Origin of the sequence: Variovorax robiniae, from assembly GCF_037889955.1 — a bacterium.
Classification (GTDB): Bacteria; Pseudomonadota; Gammaproteobacteria; order Burkholderiales; family Burkholderiaceae_C; genus Variovorax; species Variovorax robiniae.
Window position 1 is genome coordinate 298,424 of record NZ_JBBKZS010000001.1, and the last position, 25,664, is coordinate 324,087.

The 25,664-nt window shown below is 65.7% G+C and carries 26 protein-coding genes; 16 read left to right on the forward strand and 10 right to left on the reverse strand.

Annotated features, from left to right (window positions below):
- The first annotated feature begins 37 nt into the window (after positions 1 to 37).
- The 5 genes from WKW79_RS01250 to WKW79_RS01270 are packed head-to-tail and all read left to right on the forward strand — an operon-like array spanning position 38 to position 4,702.
- Positions 38 to 1,417 (forward strand): FAD-dependent oxidoreductase, encoded by a 1,380-nt coding sequence (locus WKW79_RS01250; protein WP_340333279.1) that lies wholly within the window; start codon positions 38 to 40, stop codon positions 1,415 to 1,417.
- Complete coding sequence (locus WKW79_RS01255; RefSeq protein WP_340333280.1) at positions 1,414 to 2,577, forward strand: CaiB/BaiF CoA transferase family protein; 1,164 nt, start codon at positions 1,414 to 1,416, stop codon at positions 2,575 to 2,577. The genes WKW79_RS01250 and WKW79_RS01255 overlap by 4 nt, the downstream gene beginning before the upstream one ends.
- The gene (locus WKW79_RS01260; RefSeq protein WP_340333281.1) at positions 2,574 to 3,392 is read left to right on the forward strand and encodes an enoyl-CoA hydratase-related protein; all 819 of its coding nucleotides are present in this window, start codon (positions 2,574 to 2,576) and stop codon (positions 3,390 to 3,392) included. The genes WKW79_RS01255 and WKW79_RS01260 overlap by 4 nt, the downstream gene beginning before the upstream one ends.
- A gap of 32 nt (positions 3,393 to 3,424) precedes the next feature.
- The gene (locus WKW79_RS01265) at positions 3,425 to 3,760 is read left to right on the forward strand and encodes a 4Fe-4S dicluster domain-containing protein (protein WP_340333282.1); all 336 of its coding nucleotides are present in this window, start codon (positions 3,425 to 3,427) and stop codon (positions 3,758 to 3,760) included.
- A gap of 27 nt (positions 3,761 to 3,787) precedes the next feature.
- Positions 3,788 to 4,702 carry a LysR family transcriptional regulator gene (locus WKW79_RS01270; RefSeq protein WP_340333283.1) on the forward strand — a complete coding sequence of 305 codons (915 nt, stop codon included), beginning with the start codon at positions 3,788 to 3,790 and terminating at the stop codon, positions 4,700 to 4,702.
- Positions 4,703 to 4,705: 3 nt separating this feature from the next.
- On the opposite strand, the gene WKW79_RS01275 is transcribed toward WKW79_RS01270, so the two are convergent.
- From WKW79_RS01275 to WKW79_RS01290, 4 genes are all read right to left on the reverse strand, one after another.
- Entirely contained in the window at positions 4,706 to 5,164 is a 459-nt protein-coding gene (locus tag WKW79_RS01275) for a DUF4440 domain-containing protein (protein WP_340333284.1), read from the reverse strand.
- A gap of 100 nt (positions 5,165 to 5,264) precedes the next feature.
- Complete coding sequence (locus tag WKW79_RS01280; RefSeq protein ID WP_340333828.1) at positions 5,265 to 6,563, reverse strand: MATE family efflux transporter; 1,299 nt, start codon at positions 6,561 to 6,563, stop codon at positions 5,265 to 5,267.
- Positions 6,564 to 6,766: 203 nt separating this feature from the next.
- Positions 6,767 to 7,324, reverse strand: a complete 558-nt coding sequence (locus tag WKW79_RS01285) for a DUF2239 family protein (protein WP_340333285.1) — start codon at positions 7,322 to 7,324, stop codon at positions 6,767 to 6,769.
- 154 nt (positions 7,325 to 7,478) lie between these two features.
- Entirely contained in the window at positions 7,479 to 7,994 is a 516-nt protein-coding gene (locus WKW79_RS01290) for a hypothetical protein (protein ID WP_340333286.1), read from the reverse strand.
- Positions 7,995 to 8,116: 122 nt separating this feature from the next.
- On the opposite strand from WKW79_RS01290, the gene WKW79_RS01295 reads away from it, so the two are divergent.
- Together WKW79_RS01295 and WKW79_RS01300 are read left to right on the forward strand one after the other, a co-directional pair.
- Positions 8,117 to 10,477 carry a Tex family protein gene (locus WKW79_RS01295; RefSeq protein ID WP_340333287.1) on the forward strand — a complete coding sequence of 787 codons (2,361 nt, stop codon included), beginning with the start codon at positions 8,117 to 8,119 and terminating at the stop codon, positions 10,475 to 10,477.
- Positions 10,478 to 10,565: 88 nt separating this feature from the next.
- Positions 10,566 to 11,636, forward strand: a complete 1,071-nt coding sequence (locus WKW79_RS01300) for a phospholipase (RefSeq protein WP_340333288.1) — start codon at positions 10,566 to 10,568, stop codon at positions 11,634 to 11,636.
- 28 nt (positions 11,637 to 11,664) lie between these two features.
- Here WKW79_RS01300 and WKW79_RS01305 read toward each other — a convergent pair whose 3' ends face one another.
- The gene (locus WKW79_RS01305) at positions 11,665 to 12,957 is read right to left on the reverse strand and encodes an MFS transporter (RefSeq protein WP_340333829.1); all 1,293 of its coding nucleotides are present in this window, start codon (positions 12,955 to 12,957) and stop codon (positions 11,665 to 11,667) included.
- A 198-nt stretch (positions 12,958 to 13,155) separates the two neighbouring features.
- On the opposite strand from WKW79_RS01305, the gene cyoA reads away from it, so the two are divergent.
- From cyoA to WKW79_RS01340, 7 genes are all read left to right on the forward strand, one after another.
- On the forward strand, positions 13,156 to 14,211 hold the full coding sequence (gene cyoA, locus WKW79_RS01310; protein WP_340333289.1) for a ubiquinol oxidase subunit II: 1,056 nt from the start codon (positions 13,156 to 13,158) through the stop codon (positions 14,209 to 14,211).
- A 19-nt stretch (positions 14,212 to 14,230) separates the two neighbouring features.
- Positions 14,231 to 16,222 carry a cytochrome o ubiquinol oxidase subunit I gene (gene cyoB / locus WKW79_RS01315; RefSeq protein ID WP_340333290.1) on the forward strand — a complete coding sequence of 664 codons (1,992 nt, stop codon included), beginning with the start codon at positions 14,231 to 14,233 and terminating at the stop codon, positions 16,220 to 16,222.
- Positions 16,223 to 16,241: 19 nt separating this feature from the next.
- Positions 16,242 to 16,856: a cytochrome o ubiquinol oxidase subunit III gene (cyoC, locus tag WKW79_RS01320; protein WP_340333830.1), complete on the forward strand. Its 615-nt coding sequence runs from the start codon at positions 16,242 to 16,244 to the stop codon at positions 16,854 to 16,856.
- 61 nt (positions 16,857 to 16,917) lie between these two features.
- Positions 16,918 to 17,313: a cytochrome o ubiquinol oxidase subunit IV gene (gene cyoD / locus WKW79_RS01325; RefSeq protein ID WP_340333291.1), complete on the forward strand. Its 396-nt coding sequence runs from the start codon at positions 16,918 to 16,920 to the stop codon at positions 17,311 to 17,313.
- Positions 17,310 to 18,047 carry an SURF1 family protein gene (locus WKW79_RS01330; protein ID WP_340333292.1) on the forward strand — a complete coding sequence of 246 codons (738 nt, stop codon included), beginning with the start codon at positions 17,310 to 17,312 and terminating at the stop codon, positions 18,045 to 18,047. Before cyoD ends, WKW79_RS01330 begins: the two co-directional genes overlap by 4 nt.
- 4 nt (positions 18,048 to 18,051) lie before the next feature.
- Positions 18,052 to 19,362, forward strand: coding sequence for an ATP-binding protein (locus tag WKW79_RS01335; RefSeq protein WP_340333293.1), 1,311 nt, complete (start codon positions 18,052 to 18,054; stop codon positions 19,360 to 19,362).
- Complete coding sequence (locus tag WKW79_RS01340; RefSeq protein ID WP_340333294.1) at positions 19,359 to 19,898, forward strand: response regulator transcription factor; 540 nt, start codon at positions 19,359 to 19,361, stop codon at positions 19,896 to 19,898. Before WKW79_RS01335 ends, WKW79_RS01340 begins: the two co-directional genes overlap by 4 nt.
- Here WKW79_RS01340 and WKW79_RS01345 read toward each other — a convergent pair.
- Genes WKW79_RS01345 through WKW79_RS01360 form a run of 4 tightly spaced genes read right to left on the reverse strand, consistent with a single transcriptional unit; the run spans position 19,891 to position 22,792 of the window.
- Positions 19,891 to 20,346: a nitrile hydratase accessory protein gene (locus WKW79_RS01345; protein WP_422823781.1), complete on the reverse strand. Its 456-nt coding sequence runs from the start codon at positions 20,344 to 20,346 to the stop codon at positions 19,891 to 19,893. The genes WKW79_RS01340 and WKW79_RS01345 overlap by 8 nt on opposite strands.
- On the reverse strand, positions 20,343 to 21,008 hold the full coding sequence (gene nthB / locus WKW79_RS01350; protein WP_340333295.1) for a nitrile hydratase subunit beta: 666 nt from the start codon (positions 21,006 to 21,008) through the stop codon (positions 20,343 to 20,345). The genes WKW79_RS01345 and nthB overlap by 4 nt, the downstream gene beginning before the upstream one ends.
- On the reverse strand, positions 21,005 to 21,643 hold the full coding sequence (gene nthA / locus WKW79_RS01355; RefSeq protein WP_340333296.1) for a nitrile hydratase subunit alpha: 639 nt from the start codon (positions 21,641 to 21,643) through the stop codon (positions 21,005 to 21,007). The genes nthB and nthA overlap by 4 nt, the downstream gene beginning before the upstream one ends.
- A 12-nt stretch (positions 21,644 to 21,655) precedes the next feature.
- Positions 21,656 to 22,792 carry an iron-containing alcohol dehydrogenase gene (locus WKW79_RS01360; protein WP_340333297.1) on the reverse strand — a complete coding sequence of 379 codons (1,137 nt, stop codon included), beginning with the start codon at positions 22,790 to 22,792 and terminating at the stop codon, positions 21,656 to 21,658.
- A gap of 75 nt (positions 22,793 to 22,867) precedes the next feature.
- On the opposite strand from WKW79_RS01360, the gene WKW79_RS01365 reads away from it, so the two are divergent.
- Entirely contained in the window at positions 22,868 to 23,752 is an 885-nt protein-coding gene (locus tag WKW79_RS01365) for a 2-keto-4-pentenoate hydratase (protein ID WP_422823782.1), read from the forward strand.
- Positions 23,752 to 24,699, forward strand: a complete 948-nt coding sequence (locus tag WKW79_RS01370; RefSeq protein ID WP_340333299.1) for an alpha/beta hydrolase — start codon at positions 23,752 to 23,754, stop codon at positions 24,697 to 24,699. Before WKW79_RS01365 ends, WKW79_RS01370 begins: the two co-directional genes overlap by 1 nt.
- On the opposite strand, the gene WKW79_RS01375 is transcribed toward WKW79_RS01370, so the two are convergent.
- Complete coding sequence (locus tag WKW79_RS01375) at positions 24,617 to 25,630, reverse strand: LysR substrate-binding domain-containing protein (protein ID WP_340333300.1); 1,014 nt, start codon at positions 25,628 to 25,630, stop codon at positions 24,617 to 24,619. The two genes, WKW79_RS01370 and WKW79_RS01375, sit on opposite strands and share 83 nt — an antisense overlap.
- Positions 25,631 to 25,664: the final 34 nt, after the last annotated feature.

Here is a 25,664-nt window from a genome sequence, read left to right on the forward strand (position 1 = left end):
CGCGCCGCCCACCTCGACATATCAACTGGAGATTCCTATGAGCCGTATTGGTGACTGGATGCAAGAGCCTGCGCACGACATTCGTGTGGCAGCCGAATCGGACGTGGTCGTTGTCGGCGGTGGCCCCGCTGGCCAGGCCGCGGCACTGGCCGCAGCACGCAATGGCGCGAGCGTCACGCTGCTGGAACGCTACAACCACCTGGGTGGCCTCGCATCGGGCGGCATGGTGCTGGTGCTCGACGACATGTGGGACAACCACCAGCAGGAGATCTCGGTGCGCGGCATCTGCATGGAGATGATCGACCGCATGGCCGCCCGCGGCCTGGCCGAATACCCCAAGCAGCACGAGTGGGGCTCGCTGCCCGAATCCGTGCGCCGCTGGAAGCGCTGGGGCACCTTCGACTTCCACAGCAAGGAGAAGCCGCATCCCATCTGCTTCGCTGCCGCCTTCGACCCGGATGCGTTCAAGCGCGCTTCGCTGGAGATGGTCAACCAGGCCGGCATCAACCTGCGCCTGCATTCCTGGTTCTCGCGCACGCTGGTGGAAGACGGCAAGGTCAAGGGCGTGGTCTGCGAATCCAAGAGCGGCCGTGAAGCGATCCTCGGCAAGGTGGTGATCGATGCCACCGGCGACCTCGACGTGGCCGCATCGGCCGGCGCACCGCACATCAGCGGCGCCTACATCGTCACGACCGTGTTCCGCCTCGGTGGCGTCGACACCGACGAAGCCGAGCGCTTCGAGTACGAAGAGCCCGCCGCCTTCCAGGCCATCGACCGCGAGGTCAAGCACATCCTCGGCGGCGCCTGGGACAGCTGGTGGCTCAAGACGCCGCTGCCCGGCGTCGTGTGGTGCAACTGCCCGCACATGGCCGGCCTCGACGGCCTCAAGGTGGCTGACCTGACCCGCGCCGAAGTGCAAGGCCGCAACACCATTCACAAGGTGATCGAGTTCATCCGCGCCAAGCTGCCGGGCTTCAAGAACTGCTTCCTGGTCGACCTCGCACCGCAGACCGGCATCCGCCAGACGCGCCTGCTGGAAGGCGAGTACGTCATGTCGAAGGAAGACGTGGCGCAGCGCGTGCGCTTCGAGGACAGCGTGGCCCGTGGCCGCGACTACTACTACCCGTACCGCACGCTGGTGCCGCGCAGCGTGGACAACCTGCTGGTGGCGGGCCGCCACTACTCGTCGACCTCGGCAGCACAGAAGATCTCGCGTGAGATCCCGCCCTGCATGGCCATGGGCGAAGCCGCCGGCGTGGCCGCGGCGCAATCGCTGGATGCCGGCGTGCTGGTGCGCAACGTCGATGTTGCCAAGCTGCAGCGCACGCTGCGTGCCCAAGGCGCCGATCCCGGCGACCAAGTCGGCCCCAATGCCGACGTTCCTGAAATTGCCCGTTCCTTCGCGGAGGCTGCATGACTTCACAATCCCTGCCGCTCACGGGCGTCCGCGTCATCGACTTCACGCAGGTGATGATGGGCCCGGTCTGCACCCAGATGCTGGCCGACCACGGCGCCGACGTGATCAAGATCGAACGCAAGGGCGCGGGCGACCTGAGCCGCTCGACCTTTGCGCCGGTCGCCGGGCATGACAACCCGATCTTCTGCAGCCTGAACCGCAACAAGCGCAGCGTCGAGATCGACCTGCGCGACCCGGCACAAGTCGACCTGGTCAAGGCCCTGATCGCCGATGCCGACGTGGTCACCAACAACTTCCGCGCCGGCGTGATGGAGCGCCTGGGCCTGGGCTACGAGGACTGCAAGCGCCTCAACCCGCGCATCATCTACGCGGTCGGCACCGGCTTTGGCGAGACCGGTCCCTACGCCCACAAGGGCGGCCAGGACGTGCTGGCGCAGGCGCTGACCGGCGTGATGGCGCGCCGTGCCGATGATTCGATCCCCGTCTCGATCTACCCGACCGCGTTGGCCGACTACACCGCCGGCATGCACATGGTGCAGGGCATCCTGTTCGCGCTGCTGCAGCGCGAGCGCACCGGCGAAGGGCAGAAGATTTCTGTCTCGCTCTTCAACTCCATGCTGGCCATGCAGATGCAGGAGGCCGCGATGATCATGATGGAGGACTCCGAGGTCAACTGGGCCGCAATGCCGCTGTCGGGCACCTTCGAGACGAAGAATGGCCCGCTGGTGCTGGTCGGCGCCTTCAAGCAGCACCCGCTGCGCGACATCTGCACCGCATTGGAGATCGACGACCTGTCGCTGGATGCGCGCTTCGCCAACCTGCAGGCGCAGTTCCAGCACAAGGCCGAACTGCACGCGATTTTCCGCGAGCGCTTCGCCAGCAACACGCGTGAATACTGGCTCGCCCGCCTGGAAGAACAGGACCTGCTGTCCGCGCCGGTGCGCGACATGCGCGAGGCGCTGGTCGATCCGCAGACCTTGCACAACAAGATGATCATCGAAGACACCGAACTGTCGGACCGTCCGCTGAAGTTCATCGCGAGCCCGATCCAGATGTCGGGCGCGAGCACCGGCATCCGGCGCGAACCGCCGCGGCTGGGTCAGCACACGGAGGAAGTGCTGGCGGAAGCGCGTGCGCTGGTGGAAGGGGTGGCGCAATGAGCGCCGTCCATGCACTGCCGAGCGAGCGGCTTGCGTCGAGCAGCGTTCGCTACGAGGTCGCGAACAACGTCGCGACCGTCACCATCGACCGCCCCGATGTGCTCAACGCGATCGACCTGCCGACCGAGGCCGAGCTGATCCGCATCTGGGAAGACATCGAGAAGCGCAACGACATCCGCGTCGTGGTGCTCACCGGCACCGGCGAGCGCTCCTTCTGCGCCGGCGCCGACCTGAAGAACACCTCCAACCTCAAGGGCGTCGAGTACTGGGCCGCGTCGCGACCCGGTGGCTTCGGCGGCATCGCGTTGCGCGAGACGCTCAACGTGCCGGTGATCGCCAAGGTCAACGGCTTCGCGCTGGGTGGCGGCTTCGAGATGGTGCTGGGTTGCGACCTGGTCGTGGCCTGCGAGGAAGCGAGCTTCGGCCTGCCCGAGCCGCTGGTCGGACGCCTGCCATTGGACGGCGGCATGCTGCTGCTGCAGCGCCAGATTCCCTATCGCCAGGCGATGGGCATGATGCTGACCGGCCAGCGCATCAAGGCCGCGCGTGCCCTGGACATGGGGCTGATCAACGAGGTGGTGCCGCGCGCAGAACTCGACGCGGCAGTCGACCGCTGGGTGCAACAGTTGCTCGCCTGCGCGCCGCTGTCGCTCAAGGCCATCAAGCAGGTGGTGCGCCAGACCGCCCAGCTCTCGCCCACGCAGGCCCACGGCATGCGCCTGCCCGCACTGGTCGATGCCTTGCAGTCCGAGGATTCGAACGAAGGCGTGCTGGCATTCCAGCAGAAGCGCAAGCCGGTCTGGAAGGGCCGCTGAGTCGCGCGCCTGATCATTTGAAGGTCCACGCCATGGCACACGTCATCACCACGGCCTGCATCGACTGCAAGGACGGCGCCTGCGTGCCAGTCTGCCCGGTCGATTGCATCTACGAAGGCGCGCGCACTCTGTACATTCACCCGGATGAATGCATTGACTGCGGTATCTGCGTATCGGCCTGCCCGGTGCAGGCCATCTATGAGGAATACAGGCTTCCGCCCGAGCTGGCCCATTTCACGGCGATCAACCGCGAGTTCTTCGACAAGGACGTCAGCGGCCTGGGCTCGCCCGGTGGTGCCGAGGGCCGCCGCGTCCCCTGCGACCACGCCGCCATCGCGCGCGAAATTCCCATTGCCAGGGCCGCCTGACAGCGCGCGGTCGGGGAGGGCGGCCTGATGCACGCCAGCGTCCTCAAGTACTTCATTGAAGTCGCGAGCTGCGGCTCGGTGCGCAAGGCGTCCGAGCGGCTTTTTGTCGCGGCCAGCGCCGTCAACCGGCAGATCCACAAGCTGGAAGACGAGCTGGGCGTCGAACTGTTCGACCGCCTGCCGACCGGCCTGCGCCTCAACCCCGCCGGCGAGCGGCTGCTCAAGCATGCGCAGGAAACGCTGCACCAGTTCCAGGTCATGCGCACCGAGCTCGATGCGCTCAAGGGCGAGCGTACCGGGCACGTCAAGGTCGCGGCGATGGACTCCTTCTTCGAGGAACTGCTGCCTTCGGCGGTCGAGGAGTTCCTGCAAATCTTCCCCGCGGTGACATACACCATCACCTCGATCCAGCCGATGGAGGTCGCGCAACTGGTGATGACGGGCCAGGCCGACGTGGGCTTGGCCTTCGTGGGCCGGGTGCCTGGTGGCGTCAAGGTGATGAGCAGGGCGAAATTGCCGATTGGCATCGTGCTGCCGCCGGGCCATCCACTGGCCAACCGTGCCAGCCTGAGCCTCAAGGACTGCGCCCCCTATCCCTTCCTGCGCTCCAGCTCACACCCCGTGATCAGCGCCGCGTTGTCGCCAGACTTCGCGGCCTTCTGGGACGACATGGAGCCGGCCGCCACCTGCAACTCCACGCCGTTGCTCAAGCGCCTGATCATGGGCGGCAAGGGCATTTCCTGCTTCTCGAAGATCGCCTTCATCGAGGAGCTCAAGCGCGGCGAACTGCTCTGGCGGCCCTTCGAACTACCCGCGCTCAACGAGTTGCAGGTCGGCATCCTGGTGCCGACGCAACGCGTGTTGCCGCACGTCACACAGAACTTCGTCGGACGCATGGCGCGGCGGCTGATGCAGCTCGAGGCCACCGCCGCCGCACTGTGAGCTTCAGGTTTTCTCGGGCATCGCGGAAGAGTGGTGGCTCGTGATCAACCACTGCTTGCCGGTCCACTTGTAGGTGAAGGTGTAGCGCGCCTTGACCATCGAGCCGTCGCCCAACTTGAAGGTGTAGAGGCCGGCATCGATGGCGGTGTTGCAGTCGATCTCGATGCTGCGGCTGTCAATGGTGCCGAAAGGCTTGAGCTGGAGGAATTTCTCGAAGTAGTCCAGCTTCTCCGCCGGGGTCAGCCGCGGCGTGTTGGAGACCGTGGGCAGCAGGATCGACCGCGTGGCGTAGTTCGCCACGACCTTCTTGGGGTCGCCGGTCTGCAAGGATGCATTCCAGCGGTCGAAGAGTGCGGCTATCTGCTTGTCGGAGGTCGCGTGGCAAACCTCGGATTTCGCATGGGCCAGGGAAGCGGCCGCCAACGAAAGGGCGGCAACGGACGCAAAGCGCAGAATTCGCATGACGTCTCCTCCTCGGAGTGTGGGGCCGGGATGCTAGGCGTCTTCGGCAACTTTGTCCAAGAAATGTTTCCCACGACGAAGCCTGCACCACGAACGGCGCTCACACCATCCGCTTGAACGTCTTCTTCCGCCATACCAGCCGGTAGTACGCCGTCTGCAGCACCAGCATCGCCACGAAGGCCGCCGGGTACGACACCCAGATCCCGTTGAGACCGATGCGGTGGCTCATGAACACCGCCACCGGCACCTCGACCAGCGCGATGCAGAAGATGGCGATGCCGGTCGGCACCAGCACCGATCCGCTGGCCCGCATGATCCCTGACAGCACCGAGGCCATGCCGAAGATGATGCTGCCCCACAGCATGATGTGCAGCAGCGTCTGGGCCACTTCGATCACCGGCTCGCTCGTGATGAACAAGGCCATCAGGTGGCGCGAGAACAGGTAGCCGATGACCACCAGCGCGCCGGTCAGCACCAGGTTCATCAGCAGGCCGGTGCGGGCGATGGCCCCGAGCTTGTCGGAGCGGCCGGCGCCGATCGCCTGCGCGCCCAGGATCGACGAGGTGATCGCGATCGAGATGGCGGGGAACTGCACGTAAGCCACGATCTGGTTCACCGCGCCATACGCGGCCGTCGCGTTGGAGCCATAGGCGTTCACCAGCGACAGCAGCGCGACTTCCGCCAGCGAGATCACGATCATCTGCACGCCGGTCGGCACGCCCACCTTCAGCACCGTCTTGAGGATCTTCGGATTGATGCGCATGTGCCGCGCAAACTCGGCATCGGGCGCGAGCGGACTCTTCTTCGAGCGCAGTCGGAACGCCAGCCAGACCGTTGATGCCACGAAGGACACCACCGTCGCCGCCGCGCCGCTGGCCACGCCGAGCTTCGGCAGCCCGCCCCAGCCGAGGATCAGCGCCGGCGTCAGCACCAGGCCGATGCCGGTCGACACCAGCAGCGTGAACAGCGGCGTCACCGTGTCGCCGACGCCGCGCAGCATCGCTGTCGACAGCAGGAAGACGAACAAGCCTGGCATCGCGATCAACATGATGCGGGCATATCGCGTGGCCTCCGGCAGGATGTCCGCGGGCGTGCCGAGCGCCTCCAGCAGATGCGTCGTGAACGCGCCGCCGAACACCGCGATAAGCAGCCCGAAGGCAATGCCCACCGACAAGGTGGTGCCGGCCACGGTCTTGACCTTGTCGACGTCGCGCGCGCCCCAGGCTTGGCCGATCAGCACCGACGCACCCGCGCCAAGCCCAATGGTGAACGCGATGAAGAAGAACATCACCGGGAAGAAGCTCGACACCGCCGCCATCGCGCCGACGCCGATCAACTGGCCCACGTAGATGTTGTTGAGCGTGCCCGACAGCGACTGGAGGATGTTGCTGAGCAGCATCGGCGCGAGGAAGGCCGCGAAGATCTTCCAGAGCGGCTTGCCTTCGACATAGCCGCGTCCCCGGGGTGGCGCCGCAGGCGTCGAGGCAGGCGGCGACACGGGCGCCGGCACGGGATCGGCCACGGCAGCGGGCGGCGCAACGACTTCACCGGCGATGCGCACGTCTTCCGGCTCGAGTTCATCGCGCTGGTTCATGCGGCGACTCAGGCGTTTGCGGAGAGTCGCGCAAGGTGGGTCTTGACGTCTTGCGGCCAGGCCGCGACGAGCGCCTCGAAGCGCGCCTGCTCGCCGGCGAACAGGGCTCGACTGGCTTCCTCGAAATCGGGCAGGTGCCCGGCGATGGCGCTCATGAAGCGGTAGGTGGCTTCGCGCGAGGCGCGCACGGTGTCGCGCTCGGCGTTGACCTTGCGCGCGTCCTCCACCAGCTTGCGCAGCGCGACCGAGGCGCCACCTGGCTGGCGGTTGAGCCAGTCCCAGTGGCGGGGCAGCAGCGTGACTTCGCGGGCCACGACGCCGAGCTTCGGGCGGCCAACGGTGCGCGGTGCGGGCTCCGGCAGGGCGTTGACTTGGGAGGCGGTTTCGGGCCGGAGATCGAGATCGATCGGCTCGCCGGTGGTGTCGTCGAAGACAAACACGGGCTGGGTGTCGTCGCGGCCTCGCAATTGGGCGATGACTTCGGCGCGCGGGCCTGCGGCGATGCGCTGGAACCCGGCGAAGGCCGTCAGGGAGTCCGGCGCGGCGCCAGAGTCTACAAATGTCATTTTCTTTTTCTATCCGGGTGAAAGTCGATGATTGTATATTACCCGGATAAAACATAGAAAGGTTCCGCTTGCCGGGGAAATCGCTTCCTGCGGCTTGCAGCGGCCAAGTGGCCGGCACGAGCGGCGCACCAGCGCGGGCCGGAGGCCGGCGGCCTCAGTCGGCCCCGCCTCGCACCGATCGCCACCAACGCCGCATGTCCAGCCTGAACGCCCGCACGGCGCGCCACGCGGCGCTTCCCCGGACCTGCTCTAGGACGCGGTCCTTCCAGTCCTTCCAGCGCGGATACCACTTGGCGAACTGCGGCAGTTGCATGAGCGCCGGCAGCGTGAGTTGGAACAGCCGCGCGACGATGGCCGTGCCGGCAATCTTGGCGCCGATCAGCAGGAGGAAGCCGCTCTTGAAGTGCCCCAGCCCGAAGAAATACAGCGCCATCAGCTTGACCGGAAACAGCACGGCCATTGGCACGACCAGCACCACCAGGGCCGCCCACGGCGACAGTGCACTGACCTTGCGTTCGAGCCAGGCCCAGAGTGGCAGCCGGCCCAACTGGGCGGCCAGCGCGGCCAGCGGCGCCCAGCCCCATTCCTCGAACAGCAGCACCGGCACCAGCAGCGCCGTGACGACCGCGCGCAAGACGCTTCGCAGCCGAGGGCGGGGAGGGGCGTTCATCGAACGCAGCATAGCCCTGTCGCGAGAAGAATTAGCCGGAAATGAGCGCCGGGCTGGTGTGGCAAACTCGCCCGCTTTATTCGCGCCGCCTCCTTGGGCGCGCTTCGGGACACGGTTCAGACATGCAGAAAATCATTCGCCAGCTTGCAGCAGAGATCAAAGTCGGCGAGCACCAGGTCAAGGCCGCCATCGACCTGCTGGACGGCGGCGCCACGGTTCCCTTCATCGCCCGCTACCGCAAGGAAGCCACCGACGGCCTCGACGACGTCCAGTTGCGTGAACTCGAAGCGCGTCTCGCCTACCTGCGCGAACTGGAAGACCGCCGCGCCGCGGTGCTCAAGAGCATCGAGGAACAGGGCAAGCTCACGCCGGAACTGCGCGCCGCGATCGAATTCGCACCGACCAAGCAGGAACTGGAAGACCTCTACCTGCCCTACAAGCCCAAGCGCCGCACCAAGGGCCAGATGGCGCGCGAGGCCGGCATCGAACCGCTGGCCGACAAGCTCTTCGCCAATCCCACGCTCAACCCGCAGGAAGAAGCCGCGGCCTTCGTCAAGCCGGCCGCCGACGGACTCGATTTCTCGACGGTGCAACTGGTGCTGGACGGCGTGCGGGACATCCTCTCGGAGCGCTGGGCCGAGGACGCGGTGCTGGTGCAGTCGCTGCGCCAATGGCTGTGGAACGAAGGTCTCTTCAAGTCGTCGCTGATGGCCGGCAAGGACGAGAACAACGTCGACGTGTCCAAGTTCCGCGACTACTTCGACTATGACGAGCCCATCGGCCGCGTGCCTTCGCACCGTGCACTGGCCGTGTTCCGTGGCCGCACGCTGGAGATCCTCGATGCCAAGCTGGTGCTGCCGGTCGAGCCCGAGCCGGGCAAGCCGTCGATTGCCGAAGGCAAGATCGCGTTGCACCTCGGTTGGAGCCATGCAGGCCGCGCGTCCGATGACCTGATCCGCAAGGCCGTCGCCTGGACCTGGCGCGTGAAGCTGTCGCTGTCGACCGAACGCGACCTGTTCACCCGCCTGCGCGAAGAAGCCGAGAAGGTCGCAATCAAGGTCTTCGCCGACAACCTGCGCGACTTGCTGCTGGCCGCACCGGCCGGCCCGCGCGTCGTGCTGGGCCTGGACCCCGGCATCCGAACGGGCGTGAAAGTCGCGGTGGTCGATGCCACCGGCAAGCTGGTCGAGACGGCCACCGTGTTTCCGCACGAGCCGCGCAAGGACTGGGAAGGCTCGCTGCACACGCTCGGCAAGCTCTGCGCCAAGCACGGCGTGAACCTCATCGCTATCGGCAACGGCACCGCCAGCCGCGAGACCGACAAGTTGGCTGCCGACCTCATCAAGCTGCTCGGCAAGATGGCCGCGCAAGCCGGCGCCCCTGCGATGACCATCGACAAGGTGGTGGTCAGTGAAGCCGGCGCCTCGGTCTACTCGGCGAGTGAATTCGCGTCGCAGGAAATGCCCGATGTCGATGTGAGCCTGCGCGGCGCCGCCAGCATCGCGCGCCGCCTGCAGGACCCCTTGGCCGAACTTGTGAAGATCGACCCCAAGAGCATCGGCGTTGGTCAGTACCAGCACGACGTGAACCAGAGCGAGCTCACGCGCACGCTGCATGCGGTCGTGGAAGACTGCGTGAACTCCGTCGGCGTGGACCTCAACACGGCCAGCGTGCCGCTCCTGAGCCGCGTGTCGGGCCTGTCGGCCAGCGTGGCCAAGGCGGTGGTGCGCTGGCGCGAAGCCAACGGCGCCTTTGCCACGCGCAAGCAGTTGCTCGAAGTCACCGGCTTCGGCCCCAAGGCCTTCGAGCAGAGCGCCGGCTTCCTGCGCGTGCGCGGCGGCAGCAATCCGCTCGACATCACCGGCGTGCATCCCGAGACCTACCCGCTGGTCGAGCAGATCATGGTCAAGACCGGCAAGCCGATCACCGAGCTGATGGGCCGCGCCGAAATGCTCAAGACGCTGAAACCCGAACTCTTCGCCAACGAGAAGTTCGGCGTCATCACGGTGAAGGACATCCTCGGCGAGTTGGAGAAGCCCGGCCGCGACCCGCGCCCCGACTTCAAGGTTGCCCGTTTCAACGATGGCGTCGAAGACATCAAGGACCTGGTCGAAGGCATGGTGCTCGAGGGCACAGTGAGCAACGTCGCGCAGTTCGGCGCCTTCATCGACCTGGGCGTACACCAGGACGGGCTGGTGCACGTGAGCCAGCTCTCGCACAAGTTCGTCAACGATGCGCGCGAGGTCGTGAAGACCGGCGACATCGTCAAGGTCAAGGTGATGGAAGTCGACGTGGCGCGCAAGCGCATCGGCCTGTCGATGAAGCTCGACGCCGCGCCGCCGCGCCGCGACGGTCCGCGTGACAACCGCTTCGAAGGCGCCAGCCGCCGCCAGCAGCAGCAGGGCTCACGTCGCGACACCACGCCGCAGCCCGCAAACCAGATGGCCAATGCTTTCGCCAAGCTGCAGGGGCTGCGCAAGTAGGCGGCCACGTGAGTTTGTTGATACGCGTGTCATTGGCACGCACTCGTGCGTGCCCTGCCGGCGCATGGATATTGCTTGATCGCGCGGCATGAAAGCGCTGCGTATCCATGCCGGCCCCCTCGCACGTGAACACATCGCCCGGCACGGCTTGCTGCCGCAGCATGTGCGCACGATCCCCGGCGCGGCGGGCGGCCCGAAGGGCCTGATCCTCGGGCCGCTCGACCGCTTCACCTTCGGCGAATGGCTGCCCCGGTCGACGCAGCCGGTCGACCTGGTGGGCGCGTCCATCGGCGCCTGGCGCCTGGCGAATGCGTGCCTGGACGACGTGACCACCGCCCTCGAGCAATTCGAGCACGGCTACATCCACCAGCACTTCGATGTGCCGGAGGGCCAGAAGCGCGCGAGCGCGGAGCAGGTGAGCCGGCAGTTCGGGAATGACTTGCGCGGATTCTTTGCGGGCCGCGTGGGTGAGGTCACGCACCATCCGCGCTTCAGACTGCATGTGATCACCTCGCGCGGTCGCCATATCCTCGGCCGCGAAGGTCCGGCGCGAACGCCGGTGGGGTACCTCGGTGCCTTCGTCACCAACAGCGTGCATCGCCGCAGCCTCGGCGCGTGGCTGGAACGCGTGGTGTTCTCGAGCCCCGGTGCGGCATTGCCCTTTGCCACGCGCGATTTCCGTACGCGGCAGGTGGCGCTGGACGAAGCCAACTTCGCGCCGGCACTGCAGGCTTCGTGCTCCATTCCATTCATGCTCGAAGCCGTGCACGACATCCCCGGCGCGCCGCCCGGCGCCTACTGGGATGGCGGCATCACCGACTACCACCTGCACCTGAACTACAGCAACGACGACGGCATCGTGCTGTACCCGCACTTCCAGAAGGCGGTGGTGCCCGGCTGGCTCGACAAGGGCCTGAAGTGGCGCCACAAGTCGACACACTTTCTGGACCGCATGGTGTTGCTTGCTCCCGACACCGACTGGGTCAAGACGCTGCCGAACGGCAAGTTGCCCGACCGCAATGACTTCCTGCGCTACGGCAACGACGTGCAGGGCAGGGTGGCGGCCTGGCGCAAGGCGGCGGCCGAGGCGCACCGGCTCGCGGATGAGTGGCAGGAATGGTTGGCGCGGCCCGACCTGGCCCAGGTCGGCGCGCTGTAGCGTGTGAAGCGACCGAGGTCGCTCTCGATCAGTCCTTGTTCAGGGAGCGGTTGATGCGCAGCGCCAGCAGGGTACAGATCACGCCAGACAGCAGATAGCCGCTCAGTGCCACCAGGCCGAAGCGGGATGACAGGCCGATGGCCACCAGCGGCGCGAATGCCGCGCCGATCAGCCACGCCAGATCGGAGGTCAGCGCAGCGCCCGTGTAGCGGTATTTGGGCTCCAGGTTGCCAGTCGCGGCGCCCGCGGACTGCCCATACGACAAGCCCAGCAGCACGAAACCGACCAGGATGAAGATGTTCTGGTGAACGACCTGCCCGCCCAGCATCAAGGGCGACAGCGCCGCGAAGACGCCGATCAGCACCGCCATCGTGCCCAGCGTGCTCCGGCGGCCGATGCGGTCGGCGATCCAGCCCGAAGCCATCACGCCGAACAGGGCCAGCACGCCACCGATGATCTGCACGATCAGGATGTCATCGATCGCCTGGGAGGAATTCACGATGAGCCAGGACAGCGGAAACACCGTCACGAGATGGAACAGCGCATAGCTGGCGAGCGCGGCGAACGCACCGATCACGACGCTGCCGCCGCTGGTGTCGAGCAGTTCGCTGACCTTCTCGACCGGGTGCAGCTGGTACTTGTCGAGCAACTCTTCATAGTCGTCGGTCACGACGATCCGCAGGCGTGCGAACAGCGCCACCACGTTGATCGTGAAGGCCACGTAGAACGGATAGCGCCAGCCCCAATCCATGAAGTCGGCGGGCGTCAGTTCGGAATAGAGGTACAGGAACAGGCCGGCCGCGATGACGAAGCCGATCGGCGCGCCGAGTTGCGGGATCATGGCGTACCAGCCATGCCGCTTGGGCGGTGCATTGAGGGCCAGCAGCGACGGCAGGCCGTCCCACGAGCCGCCCAGGCCGATGCCCTGGAAGCAACGCAGGATCGACAACAGCACGATCGCCCAGGGCCCGACGCTTTCGTAGCCCGGCAGGAAGGCGATACCCGCCGTCGCAAAGCCGAGCATGAACAGCGCCGCCGTCAATTTGACTCCGCGACCCCAGCGTCGCTGGATGTTGAAGAAGAGGATCGTGCCGAACGGCCGCGCAATGAATGCGAGGGCGAATACGACGAAGGAATACAGCGTGCCTTCCAGCGGTTCCTCGAAGGGAAAGAACACGCCCGGGAACACCAGGACGGAGGCGATGCCGTAGACGAAATAGTCAAAATACTCGGAGGCCCGGCCGACAATCACGCCGACGGCGATCTCGCTGGGGGCCACGCCGGTATGCCCGGAATTGAGCTTGCTGACGTCGTGCTCCATGCCGCGTGGCGACAGGTCATTTTGTTGTTGGCTGATGCTGGACATCGTGCTCGCTTGTGATTAGGGTGTGGTCACACAAAACACGGAGGGTCGCATTGCTTGATAAATCTTGCCATAGGACAAAACGTCCAATGCCCTTCGCGCGCCATTGGACGTAGATTCTGCGCGTTCTCGATCACGCTTACTACCCCGCACGGCATGTCTTCACTCAAGTACCTTCGTGGTCTCACTCTGCTGCCCGCAGCCGCCTTGCTGGCGGGCTGCGACTGGGTGACGATGAGCCCGTCGGGCGACATCGCACTCCAGCAGCGGGATCTCATCATCGTCTCGACCGTGTTGATGCTCCTCATCATCGTCCCGGTCATCATCCTCACGCTGGTCTTCGCATGGCGCTATCGCGCCTCGAACAAGGAGGCAGAGTACCAGCCGGACTGGGACCATTCCTCGCAGCTCGAACTGCTGATCTGGGCGGCTCCGCTGCTGATCATCATCGCGCTCGGCGCCATCACCTGGATCAGCACGCACACGCTCGACCCGTACCGTGAACTCAAGCGCCTCGACAAGAAGCGCGGCATCGCGCCCAGCGTGCAGCCACTTGTCGTGGAAGTGGTCTCGCTCGACTGGAAGTGGCTGTTCATCTATCCGGAGCAGGGCATTGCATTGGTGAACGAAGTGGCGGCGCCGGTCGACCGGCCCATCCAGTTCAAGATCACGTCTTCCACGGTCATGAATTCGTTCTTCATTCCCGCGCTGGCCGGCCAGATCTACGCCATGCCCGGCATGGAAACCAAGCTGCATGCCGTCATCAACAAGCCGGGAGAGTTCGAAGGCTTCTCCGCCAACTTCAGCGGTGCCGGTTTCTCTCACATGAAGTTCAAGTTCCACGGCCTGGCTGCGGACAACTTCGAAGCCTGGGTGAAGAAGGTGAAGGACGGCGGCGGCTCGCTCGACAGGGCCGGCTACCTCCAGCTCGAAAAGCCCAGCGAGGCCGTGCCGATCCAGCGTTATGCGAACGTGGCGCCGGACCTCTATGGCGCCATCCTCAACCGCTGCGTCGAAGCCGGCAAGATGTGCATCCGGGACATGATGGCCATCGACCAAGGCGGAGGACTCGGCAAGCCGAGCGCCTTCAACCTGACCTTGGAACCCGCAGTGGCCGGCGGCAAGCCGGCTCGCACCTACGTCGCCGCCATGTGCAGCATCAACGATCCGACAGATCCCATCGTGTCGAACGCATCTCCTCGCACCAACTGATCAGGCGTCCGCAATCCCTATGGATCTCACCAAGCTCATCTTCGGCCGCCTGACGTGGGAGGCCATCCCGTTCCACGAACCCATCCTGATCGCGACCTTTGCCGCCGTCGTGCTCGGCGGCATCGTCGTGTTGGGTGCACTGACCTATTTCAAGCTCTGGGGCTACCTGTGGCGCGAATGGTTCACCAGCATCGATCACAAGAAGATCGGGATCATGTACATCATCCTGGGCATCGTGATGCTGCTGCGCGGCTTTGCCGACGCCATCATGATGCGCCTGCAACAGGCCATCGCCTTCAATGGCAATGAAGGCTACCTGCCGCCGCACCACTACGACCAGATCTTCACCGCCCACGGCGTGATCATGATCTTCTTCGTGGCCATGCCGCTGGTCACGGGCCTCATGAACTTCGTCGTGCCGCTGCAGATCGGCGCGCGCGACGTGGCCTTTCCGTTCCTCAACAACTTCAGCTTCTGGATGACTGTCACGGGCGCCGTGCTGGTGATGGCATCGCTGTTCGTCGGCGAGTTCGCGCGCACTGGCTGGCTGGCCTATCCGCCGCTGTCGGGCCTGGCGTACAGCCCTGATGTGGGGGTCGACTACTACATATGGTCATTGCAGCTGGCGGGCATAGGAACATTGCTATCGGGCGTCAACCTGGTCGTGACCATCCTGAAGATGCGCGCCCCGGGCATGGGCCTCATGAAGATGCCCGTCTTCACCTGGACCGCGCTGTGCACCAACGTGCTGATCGTCGCCGCCTTCCCGGTTCTCACCGCCGTGCTCGCGCTGCTGTCGCTGGACCGCTACCTGGGCTTCAACTTCTTCACGAACGACCTGGGCGGCAACGCCATGATGTACGTGAACCTGATCTGGATCTGGGGTCACCCGGAGGTGTACATCCTGGTGCTCCCGGTGTTCGGCGTGTTCTCCGAAGTCGTGTCGACCTTCTCGGGCAAGCGGCTGTTCGGCTACTCGTCGATGGTCTATGCCACGGTCGTGATCACGATCCTGTCGTACCTCGTGTGGCTGCACCACTTCTTCACGATGGGATCGGGCGCCAGCGTGAACTCCTTCTTCGGCATCACGACCATGATCATCTCCATCCCGACCGGGGCGAAGATCTTCAACTGGTTGTTCACCATGTACCGCGGCCGCATCCGCTATGAAGTGCCGATGCTGTGGACCATCGGCTTCATGGTCACCTTCGTGATCGGCGGCATGACGGGCGTGCTGCTGGCAGTGCCGCCGGCCGACTTCGTGCTGCACAACAGCCTGTTCCTGATCGCCCACTTCCACAACGTGATCATCGGCGGCGTGCTGTTCGGCCTGATGGCGGGCATCACCTTCTGGTTCCCGAAGGCCTTCGGCTTCAAGCTCGATCCGTTCTGGGGCAAGTGCTCGTTCTGGTTCTGGCTGATCGGCTTCTACTTCGCGTTCATGCCGCTCTATGCGCTGGGCCTGATGGGCGTGACGCGGCGCCTGAGCAAGTTCGACGATCCGTCCCTGCAGATCTGGTTCCAGGTCGCGGCCTTCGGCGCCTTCCTGATCGCCATCGGCATCGCCTGCTTCCTGATCCAGCTCGTCGTGAGCTTCATGCGCCGCGAACAGCTGCGTGACAACACGGGCGACCCGTGGGATGGCCGCACGCTCGAATGGTCGACCTCGTCGCCGCCGCCTGCCTACAACTTCGCCTTCACGCCGGTGATCCATGACAACGACGCGTGGTACGACATGAAGAAGCGCGGCTACGTGCGGCCTCAGGACGGCTTCATTCCGATCCACATGCCGAAGAACACCGGCGCCGGTGTCATCCTGGCCGGCCTCAGCGTCGTGTTCGGCTTTGCCATGATCTGGCACATGTGGCTGCTCGCGGGCGTGTCCTTCTTCGCACTGTTCGTCGCCGTCATCGTGCATACCTTCAACTACAAGCGTGACTACCACGTCGGCGTCGAAGAGGTCATCCGGACCGAAGCCGCCCGTACTCGCTTGCTCGCCAGCAACACCTGACATGAGCGCATCTTCTTCCATGGTCAACGCACGGGCGTCCGGGCCCGTGAGCTTCTACCTCAAGGAGGAGCATCACGTCGAGAACGGCACGATGCTGGGGTTCTGGATCTACCTGATGAGCGACTGCCTCATCTTCGCGGTCCTGTTTGCGTGCTACGGGGTGCTTGGCCGCAGCTATGCGGCGGGCCCGACGGGCGCCGACCTGTTCGAGTTGCCGCTGATTGCGCTCAACACCTCGATGCTGCTGTTCTCCTCGATCACCTACGGCTTCGCCATCCTCGAGATGCAGAAGGGCAAGGTGGCTTCGATGCAGCGGTGGCTGTTCGTCACCGGACTCTTCGGTGCGGCCTTCCTGGGCATCGAAATGTACGAGTTCGCGCACCTGATCCACGAAGGTGCCGGTCCGCAACGCAGTGCCTTCCTGTCGTCCTTCTTCACGCTGGTGGGCACGCACGGCCTGCACGTCACCTGCGGCATCATCTGGCTCGTGACGCTGATGGTGCAGGTCGGCAAGCACGGGCTCATCGAAGCGAACAAGCGCCGCCTGCTGTGCCTGTCGATGTTCTGGCACTTTCTGGACGTGGTCTGGATCGGTGTCTTCACTTTTGTCTATCTGATGGGGTCACTGCCATGAGCGCCGCGCCGGGCCGCCCCAAGCAAGCTCGCACCGCAGTGCGCAGCACGGAGGTTTCACGATGAGCGACCATAACCACGCCCACGACGGCCACGGCCACGACGATCACGGTCACCATGGAGAGGTGCCGCACAGCACGCTGAGCGGCTATCTCAAGGGATTCTTCCTGTCGGTGATCCTGACCGCGATTCCGTTCTGGCTCGTCATGGGCAAGGTCTTCGACAAGCAGAGCACGACGATCCTGATCATCCTGGCGCTCGGGATCGTGCAGATCTTCGTGCACATGATCTATTTCCTGCACATGAACACGAAGGTCGAGGGCGGCTGGTCGATGACAGCGCTGGCCTTCACCTTGATCCTCGTTGTCATCACGTTGACCGGTTCGATCTGGGTGATGTTCCACCTGAACCACAACATGATGCCGATGTCCCCCCATGAAATGAAGAACATGCCTTGAGGGGTGGCGCGCGGGCGGCCACGGCCGCCGTTGCAGTTCTCCTCTTCGCGGGATTCATCGCGCTCGGTACATGGCAAGTCGAGCGCAGGGCATGGAAGCTCGATCTCATTGAACGGGTCGAGCAGCGGGTGCATGCACCCGCGGTCGCAGCGCCTGGGCCGGCGAGCTGGCCGACTGTCAGCGCGGCGCGCGACGAGTACCGGCATGTGCGCGTGAGCGGCACCTTCCTCCATGATCGGGAGACGCTGGTCCAGGCCGTGACAACCCTGGGCGCCGGCTTCTGGGTACTGACGCCGCTGCGCCAATCGCACGATGGGCATGTGGTGCTCGTCAACCGCGGATTCGTGCCGCCCGAGGCGCGGGAACGCGCCGCGCGAAGTGCAATGGAGCCCGCAGGCGAGACAAGCGTCACCGGCTTGCTCCGCATGACGGAGCCCAAGGGCGGGTTCCTGCGCAGCAATGATGCGGCGGGTGGTCGTTGGTATTCGCGCGACGTGCAAGCCATCGCGGCCGCGAGGGGGTTGGCGGACGTTGCGCCGTACTTCATCGATGCGGATGGGACGCCGGCCGCTGGCGAGCGCGACTGGCCTGTGGGCGGGCTCACGGTCATCCGTTTCCAGAACAACCATCTGGTCTATGCGCTGACCTGGTACGCGCTGGCGCTCATGGTTGCCGCCGCGGCGTGGCGTGTGTGGCGCGAGCAAAAGCGGCGAGGCAAAGCGGCGGCAAGATAGGGGCATGGGAATCCAGTCCATCACCATCGATGCCGCGGGCGTCGACAACGTCACCGGCCACAAGAACATGCTGCAGCTGATCCAGCTTCGCTGGATCGCCGTGGTCGGGCAGTTCTTCACCATCGGGGTGGTTCACTACGGGTTCGACATCCCGCTGCCCATCGAGACGATGCTGGCGGTGCTGGCTGCGCTGGCGGTGTTCAACATCGCGAGCATGGTGCGGTGGCGCAGCCCGAAGGAGGTGACGAACCGTCGACTGTTCGTGGCCTTGCTGGTCGACGTGGCCACGCTCACGGCGCAGCTCTACCTGAGTGGCGGCGCTTCCAACCCTTTCATCTTCCTGTACCTGCTGCAGGTCAACCTGGGGGCGGTGCTGTTGAGTCCCCGCGCCACGTGGACCCTGGTCGGAATCACCATCGGCTGTTTTGGCGGACTGGCGCTTTACGGCCAGCCGCTGGCGCTGCCGCTCGACCAGGCGGGCGGCCTCTCGAGCCCCTATGTGCAGGGCATGCTGATTTGCTTTGCCCTCGATGGGGCGTTGCTGGTGATCTTCATCAGTCGCATTGGCGGCAACCTGCGCGAACGCGACGCCCGCCTGGCCAGTTTGCGACAACGCGCGGCCGAAGAGGAACACGTGGTGCGCATGGGGCTGCTGGCCTCCGGCGCGGCGCATGAATTGGGAACGCCGCTGGCCACGCTGGCGGTCATCCTGGGCGACTGGCGCCGCATGAGCCCTTTCGTCGCCGATCGCGAGTTGCTCCAGGAACTGGGCGAGATGCAGGCACAAGTGCAGCGCTGCAAGACCATCGTGAGCGGAATCCTGCTGTCCGCGGGCGAGGCACGCGGCGAGTCGTCGGTGAAGACCACGGTGTGCACCTTCCTCGACGAGTTGGTCGCTGAATGGCGCGACACGCGTTCTGTGCAATGGTTCACCTATGACAACCGGTTCACCGAAGACTTGCCGATGGTGTCGGACTCGACAGTGAAACAGATGATTTGCAATGTGTTGGACAATGCGCTGGAGGCGTCGCCACATTGGTGTTGCCTCGAAGCCACACGGTCGGGCGGTTCGCTGCTCATCATGATCACCGACTCCGGTCCTGGATTCGCCCCGGAAATGCTGGCGCAGTTCGGCAAGCCCTATCAATCCAGCAAGGGTCGGCCCGGCGGTGGTCTTGGCTTGTTTCTGTCATTGAACGTGGCGCGCACGCTCGGCGGCAGCGTCCATGCACACAATCGGACGGTTGGCGGGGCGGTTGTCACCATCTCCCTGCCACTGGCCGCCATTACGCTTGAGGAAAACGAAGAACAATGAAGGCCGATGAACGCCTTTTGCTGATCGTCGAGGACGACGCGGCTTTCGCACGGACGCTCGGCCGCTCGTTCGAGCGCCGCGGCTACCTGGTGGTGCTTGCGTCGAGTCTGGAAGAGGTCAACCTGCTGTTGCGGACCTGTTCGCCGGGGTTCGCCGTGGTCGACCTCAAACTGAACGGCCAGGCCTCGGGGCTGGCCTGCGTGCAGGCCTTGCATGCCCGCAACCCGGAGACGCTGATCGTGGTGCTGACCGGTTTTGCGAGCATCGCCACTGCCGTCGAGGCGATCAAGCTCGGCGCCTGCCACTACCTGGCCAAGCCGTCGAACACGGACGACATCGAGGCTGCATTCGGCCGTTCCTCGGGCAACGTGGAAGTGGCGCTGACCAATCGCTCGTCGTCGATCAAGACGCTCGAATGGGAGCGTATTCACGAGACGCTGGCGGACACCGGCTTCAACATCTCGGAAACCGCGCGCCGGCTGGGCATGCACCGCCGGACCCTGGCGCGCAAGCTGGGCAAGCAGCAGGTCAAGTAGACCTGAAATCCTCGTCGCGCAACTCGATGGGCTGGCCGTGCGGGGTGCGGTCCGCCGCGTGGTCCCAGGCGAGCCGATAGCGCTCCAGTTCCTCGGCCGAGCCGGCCCCCTTGCTGGCGACCAGCGCTTCCAGCGTGGCGAGCCAATGACGGTAGTAGGTGTCGCCGAGATCGGCGTCGCCGGCCGCTTGCGCCGAGCTGATTTGAGCAGCGAGCGCCGCGGCCCATTCCGGCCAGGTGAACAGTTGCTGCGCGTGCAGGGACACGGCCATGGCGAAGGCCTGTGCTTCCCAGGGTTCGCGAAACACCGGTTCGCCATCCTGCAAGGGCATGCCGTCGAAGGAGAGCGGCGGGAAGGCCGACATGGAATCCTCAGGCTCGGCGATGGCGTGTCCTTGCGGGCCCAGGGGCGCCGGATCTTGCGTGGGACGGTCGGTCGCGACGCTCACGACGCAGCCCGCTCCAGGTAGCTTTCCCACGCATCGACCGAGACGCGAAGGCCGGACGCGGAATCCGCGCCCCACAATTCGCGCCCGTCGAAGACCACCGTGTAGAGCCATTGCGGTTGCTCGCCGAATCCTTGTGCGTTGGCGTCTGCGAAGACATGGGCGCCGTGCAGGTGCTCGATGGTGCCGACCTTCCCGCTGGCGTAGGCGGGCAGGCGGGTGTGGTGCTCGACGTGACCGGCTCGCGTGCGGACACGGTCGCCGGCCTGGAAGCGTGGCTGCGCGGCGACCTCGCGCACGGTCGGCGACCCTCGGGCCAGTGCCGCTGCAACCTCCGTCGCGTGCAGCACGCGCTTGGTCTCGCGCGGTGGATAGAGCATGCGGCCGGCCTCGATTTCGTCCGGCAGAACCTGCTGGCGGTCCACCATCAGCCGTTCCAGCGCGGCCAGCCAGATCTCGTAGTAGGACATGCGGGCATAGGCCGGTAGCGTCTCGCGGATGCTGCGGCTCTGGTCGATGTTCCATGAGCCCGTGCCGCCCATCGCCAGCGTCAGCGCGAGCACGCGCGGTTCCCAGGCGTTGTGGAAGCGTTCGCCTTCGGGCTCGGGCACGATGCGGCCCGGCATGTCCCGGCCGCCGAGGTCTGCGTGGCTGGTGTAGTTCATTCGCCGGCTCCCGGAGCGCGTGCGAGCCCGGTGCCGATCATCGAATCGCGCGTGACCAGTTCCGCCAGCCTTTCTTCGCTCCAGTCTTCGGTGCCGGCCGGGCGCTGCGGGATCACGAGGTAGCGCACCTCGGCGGTCGAATCCCAGACGCGGATGGCCGTGTCGTCGGGCAGCGAGACACCAAACTCGGCGAGCACGCCGCGCGGGTCCTTCACGGCGCGGGAACGGTAGGGCGCGCTCTTGTACCAGGTGGGCGGCAGGCCGAGCACCGGCCACGGATAGCAGCTGCACAGCGTGCAGACGACCATGTGGTGCTGGTCATCGGTGTTCTCGACGGCGACCATGTGTTCGCCTTGCCGGCCAGTGAAACTGAGCGATGCGATGGCGGCGGTGGCATCACGCATCAGCCAGTCGCGGAACTTCGGATCGACCCATGCCTTGGCTACCACGCGCGCGCCGTTGCGCGGACCGATCTTCGTCTGGTAGGTGTCGATGAGGACATCGAGCGCGGCGGGGTCGATGTAGCCCTTCTGCGTGAGCACGCTCTGCAACGCGCGAACACGAAGGTCCATGGCGCCGAGTTCGCTGTGATCATCGTCGTGGTGATGATCGTGATCGTGCGGATCGTGGGCCATGGCTTGTGCTCCCTACATCGACGCTTCCAGCATCGCCCGATAGTCGTCCCGCGTCGCCAGGCGCGGGTTGGTCTTGTGGCAGTGGTCGGCCATGGCGCCGTCCATGATCTTCTCGAAGAGGTCGCTCGTCACGCCGGCTTCCGCCAGGCCGGCAGGCAGGGCGAGGCGCGCGTTCATGTCGCGGATCGCATCGCCGAGGTCGCCGGCCGAATCGAGGTGCATCGCTTGCGCCATGCGTTGCAGGCGGTGCTCCTTCTGCACGGATTCGGCGCCGGCGTTGAAGTGGATCACCGCGGGCAGGAAGAGGGCGTTCAGCGTGCCGTGGTGCAGGCGCGGGTCGACGCCGCCCAGGCTGTGGCTCAGGCTGTGCACACAGCCCAGGCCCTTCTGGAAGGCCATCGCGCCCTGCATCGAGGCGCTCATGAGGTTGAGGCGCGCCTCGCGGTCGCTGCCGTCCTTGGTGGCGCGTTCGATGTGGCCCCAGGCGCGCGCCAGGCCGTCGAGCGCGATGCCGTCGGCCGGCGGATTGAAGGCGGCCGACATGAAGGTTTCCATGCAATGCGCGATGGCGTCCATGCCGGTGGCGGCCGTCAGGCGCGGCGGCAGGCCGAGCGTGAGTTCCGGGTCGCAGATGGCGGCCTTGGGCATCAGGAACCAGCTGTGGAAGCCGAGCTTGCGGTGGTCGTCCACGATGATGATGGCGCCGCGCGCCACCTCGCTGCCGGTGCCGCTGGTGGTGGGCACGGCGATCAGCGGGGCCACGCGGTCGGTGATCTTGGGCGAGCCGCCTTCGATGGTCGCGTAGGTGGTGAGCGGGCCGTCGTGCGTGGCGGCGATGGCCACGCCCTTGGCGCAATCGATGGCCGAGCCGCCGCCGACGGCGATGAGGCCGTCGCAACGGTGGTTGCGGTAGACCTCGACGGCGGCGCGCACCGCGGCTTCGGTCGGGTTGGAGGGCGTCTGGTCGAACACGGCCACTTCCAGGTCGCCCAGTGCGTCGAGCGCCTTCTGAAGGACGCCCGCGGCGCGCACGCCCGCATCAGTCACGATCATGGGCCGGTTGATTCCGATGCGCGCGCATTCCGCCGACAGCAACTGGATCGCGCCGAACTCGAACTGGACTTGGGTGAGGTACTGGATGAGGGCCATGCTTGGGTGGAGGGGTGGAGGTCAGTGGCGCAACGGTAGGATGCGAACCGCCAATCTAACAAAGCGCAGACCTTCGTGAACATGAAACATACCCTTGCCGCCGCCGTGGCTGTCGCGCTCGGCACAGTCCTGGCGTCGGGCGCGCAGGCCGAATGCATGAGCGATGCCGACGTGGCCGCAATGGCCGCCGCCATGGCCGCAAGGACGCCGGCCGCGAATCCGCCGCAGGACTTCAGCGAGGCCGATGCCAGTTGCACGCGTGCCAAGCTGAACAAGTTGCTTCTGGCCAGGTACGGTACGCCGATCGGGTTCAAGGCGGGGCTGACCAATGCGAACATCCAGAAGCGCTTCGGCTACGACAAACCGGTGTGGGGCGTGCTCTACCAGGGCATGGTCCTGGACAACGGCGCGACGGTGGACGCGGCCTTCGGCGCGCGCCCGCTCTACGAAGCCGACCTGCTGGTGCGCGTGCGCAGCGAGGCCATCAACCGTGCAAAGACATCGGCCGATGTGATGGCGGCCATCGACCAGATCGTGCCCTTCATCGAGCTTGCCGACCTCACCGTGCAGTCGACCACCGCCCTGAATGGCCCTGGCGTGACGGCCATCAACGCGGGCGCGCGGCTCGGCGTGAAGGGGCTCGCGGTGCTCGTGCCGCAAGCCGACTTTGCGCAAGCCTATCTGCTGGAATCGCTGCGCGACATGACGGTGCGCATCACCGACAGCGGCACCGGCGCGGAACTGGCGCGCGGCAAGGGCAGCGACATCCTGGGTCAGCCGCTGGACGCCGTAGTCTGGCTCGCCGACGCCTTGGCGAAGGAAGGCCTCTCGATGCGACCCGGGGACCTGATCAGCCTGGGCTCCTTCTCGCCTTTGCTGACGCCGAAGGCGGGACAGTCGGTGCAGGTGAGCTATGACGGACTGCCCGGCGCTCAGTCGGTGTCGGTGAGCTTCCGGTGATGATGGCGCGCAAGGCAGCGCTGACGCCGAAGATGGCAGGTGTGGTCGAGCGCATGGCGCGCGCCGGGCATCCGCCGCTGAATGCGATGACGCCCGACGAGGCCAAGGATGCCTATGAGAAGGGCGCCGGCGTACTCGAGGTGCCGAAGCCGCCGTTGGCGAGGATCGAAGATTTCACGGTGCCGGCACGCGATGGCCATGCGATCCCGGTGCGGCTTTACGCGCCTTCCGCGGATGTGTTGCCGGTGCTCGTGTACTTCCACGGCGGTGGCTTCACCGTCGGCAACATCCGCACGCATGACACGCTGTGCCGTGTGCTGAGCCGCGACGCCGGCTGCGCCGTGATTTCAGTCGACTATCGGCTCGCGCCCGAGCACAAGTTTCCGACCGCATCCGACGATGCATGGGACGCCGTCCAGCACATCGCGCAGGAGGGCAGGGCGCGCGGCCTCGATGCCAGCCGGCTCGCACTTGCGGGCGACAGTGCCGGCGGCGCGCTCACGGCGGGTTGCGCCATCATGGCGCGCGACATCGGGCTGCCCATCGCCTTGCAACTGATGTTCTACCCGGGCGTCGCAGCGCACCAGGACACCGATTCGCACCGCCTGTACGCGGACGGGCCCTTGCTGACCAAGGCGCTGATCGACTACTTCTTTGATGGCTATGTGCGCAGCCCGGCCGACCGCGATGACTGGCGCTTTGCACCGCTGCTGGCCGATGACCTCGAAGGCGTCGCGCCGGCCTGGATCGGCCTGGCCGAATGCGATCCGGTGGTGGACGAGGGCATCGCCTATGCCGACAAGCTGCGCGCCGCCGGCGTGCCGGTGGACCTGGAGATCTACCGCGGCGTGATCCACGAATTCGTCAAGATGGGTCGCGCGATTCCGGAAGCGCTGGTCGCGCAGGCCGATGCCGCGCGGGCTTTGCGCGAGGCGCTGAATCCGTAGGAATTTCTGCTGCGGTCGCGCGCAGGCAGGCCATCAATTGCTCCGTCGCGGGTGTTCGGCTTCTTCCACGCAAGGTGATCATGCCGACCGGCGGCAGTTCGATCGGCACCTCCAGATTCAAGATCTTCAGGAGGCCCTCGCTTTCGAAATGGCGCGCCACGCCGCGCGCCAGGAAGCCCACCGCGGGACGCTCGCGCACGAAGGTCAGCGTGACCATGAAGGACGCGGTCTCCACGATGTCGACCGGCGGCGCGAGCCCGTGCTTGTAGAACATCTGCTCCAGCTTGATCCGTGACGAGGCCCAGGGCGGCGGTACGACCCAGGGCAGCGCGGCGAGCTTGGCCCAGTCCAGCTTCGTGTCGCGCACGAGCGCGTGGTCGGGGCGCATGACGATGCACATCGGTTCGACGTAGAGCGCCTCGGTGTCCAGGTCGGGTGACGCATAGCCGGGCTCCAGGCGGCCCACGAACAGATCCAACTCCCCGACGCGCAGGCGCGGCAGCAGCCGCGTGAGGTCGCCTTCCTCCACCATCACCGTGGTCTGGCTGGAGCGCTGCTTCAGCATCGCGACGGCGCGCACCAGCAAGCCGGGCGTGGCCACCACCATCGCCCCCACGCTGACGCGCCCGGAGGCGCCGCCCGCTACGGCATCGATTTCGTCGCGCGTGCGGCCGTAGTCGGCCAGTACCGAGCGGGCAAAGCGCACGACGGCCACGCCGTAGGCCGTGGGTTCCGTGCCGCGCGTGGACCGCACGAACAGGCTGAGATCGAACATGCGCTCGATCTCGGCCAGCGTCTTCGAGACCGCCGGCTGGCTGACGGAAAGGAATTCGGCGGCGCGGCCCAGGTGCCGGAATTCATCCAGCGCCACCAGCAATTGCAGGTGCCGCAGCTTGAGGTTGGACCGCAGCACGCGGTCGATATCGGCCATTGAAGCTCCATAACCTGAACGGAATGAAGAGAGT

Bases quoted from the DNA above. Each gene is read 5' to 3' on its own strand.
- WKW79_RS01250 (WP_340333279.1), top strand. From the start codon at position 38: ATGAGCCGTATTGGTGACTGGATGCAAGAGCCTGCGCACGACATTCGT.
- WKW79_RS01255 (WP_340333280.1), top strand. From the start codon at position 1,414: ATGACTTCACAATCCCTGCCGCTCACGGGCGTCCGCGTCATCGACTTC.
- WKW79_RS01260 (WP_340333281.1), top strand. From the start codon at position 2,574: ATGAGCGCCGTCCATGCACTGCCGAGCGAGCGGCTTGCGTCGAGCAGC.
- WKW79_RS01265 (WP_340333282.1), top strand. From the start codon at position 3,425: ATGGCACACGTCATCACCACGGCCTGCATCGACTGCAAGGACGGCGCC.
- WKW79_RS01270 (WP_340333283.1), top strand. From the start codon at position 3,788: ATGCACGCCAGCGTCCTCAAGTACTTCATTGAAGTCGCGAGCTGCGGC.
- WKW79_RS01275 (WP_340333284.1), bottom strand. From the start codon at position 5,164: ATGCGAATTCTGCGCTTTGCGTCCGTTGCCGCCCTTTCGTTGGCGGCC.
- WKW79_RS01280 (WP_340333828.1), bottom strand. From the start codon at position 6,563: ATGCTGCTCAGCAACATCCTCCAGTCGCTGTCGGGCACGCTCAACAAC.
- WKW79_RS01285 (WP_340333285.1), bottom strand. From the start codon at position 7,324: ATGACATTTGTAGACTCTGGCGCCGCGCCGGACTCCCTGACGGCCTTC.
- WKW79_RS01290 (WP_340333286.1), bottom strand. From the start codon at position 7,994: ATGAACGCCCCTCCCCGCCCTCGGCTGCGAAGCGTCTTGCGCGCGGTC.
- WKW79_RS01295 (WP_340333287.1), top strand. From the start codon at position 8,117: ATGCAGAAAATCATTCGCCAGCTTGCAGCAGAGATCAAAGTCGGCGAG.
- WKW79_RS01300 (WP_340333288.1), top strand. From the start codon at position 10,566: ATGAAAGCGCTGCGTATCCATGCCGGCCCCCTCGCACGTGAACACATC.
- WKW79_RS01305 (WP_340333829.1), bottom strand. From the start codon at position 12,957: ATGGAGCACGACGTCAGCAAGCTCAATTCCGGGCATACCGGCGTGGCC.
- cyoA (WP_340333289.1), top strand. From the start codon at position 13,156: ATGTCTTCACTCAAGTACCTTCGTGGTCTCACTCTGCTGCCCGCAGCC.
- cyoB (WP_340333290.1), top strand. From the start codon at position 14,231: ATGGATCTCACCAAGCTCATCTTCGGCCGCCTGACGTGGGAGGCCATC.
- cyoC (WP_340333830.1), top strand. From the start codon at position 16,242: ATGGTCAACGCACGGGCGTCCGGGCCCGTGAGCTTCTACCTCAAGGAG.
- cyoD (WP_340333291.1), top strand. From the start codon at position 16,918: ATGAGCGACCATAACCACGCCCACGACGGCCACGGCCACGACGATCAC.
- WKW79_RS01335 (WP_340333293.1), top strand. From the start codon at position 18,052: ATGGGAATCCAGTCCATCACCATCGATGCCGCGGGCGTCGACAACGTC.
- WKW79_RS01340 (WP_340333294.1), top strand. From the start codon at position 19,359: ATGAAGGCCGATGAACGCCTTTTGCTGATCGTCGAGGACGACGCGGCT.
- nthB (WP_340333295.1), bottom strand. From the start codon at position 21,008: ATGAACTACACCAGCCACGCAGACCTCGGCGGCCGGGACATGCCGGGC.
- nthA (WP_340333296.1), bottom strand. From the start codon at position 21,643: ATGGCCCACGATCCGCACGATCACGATCATCACCACGACGATGATCAC.
- WKW79_RS01360 (WP_340333297.1), bottom strand. From the start codon at position 22,792: ATGGCCCTCATCCAGTACCTCACCCAAGTCCAGTTCGAGTTCGGCGCG.
- WKW79_RS01370 (WP_340333299.1), top strand. From the start codon at position 23,752: ATGATGGCGCGCAAGGCAGCGCTGACGCCGAAGATGGCAGGTGTGGTC.
- WKW79_RS01375 (WP_340333300.1), bottom strand. From the start codon at position 25,630: ATGGCCGATATCGACCGCGTGCTGCGGTCCAACCTCAAGCTGCGGCAC.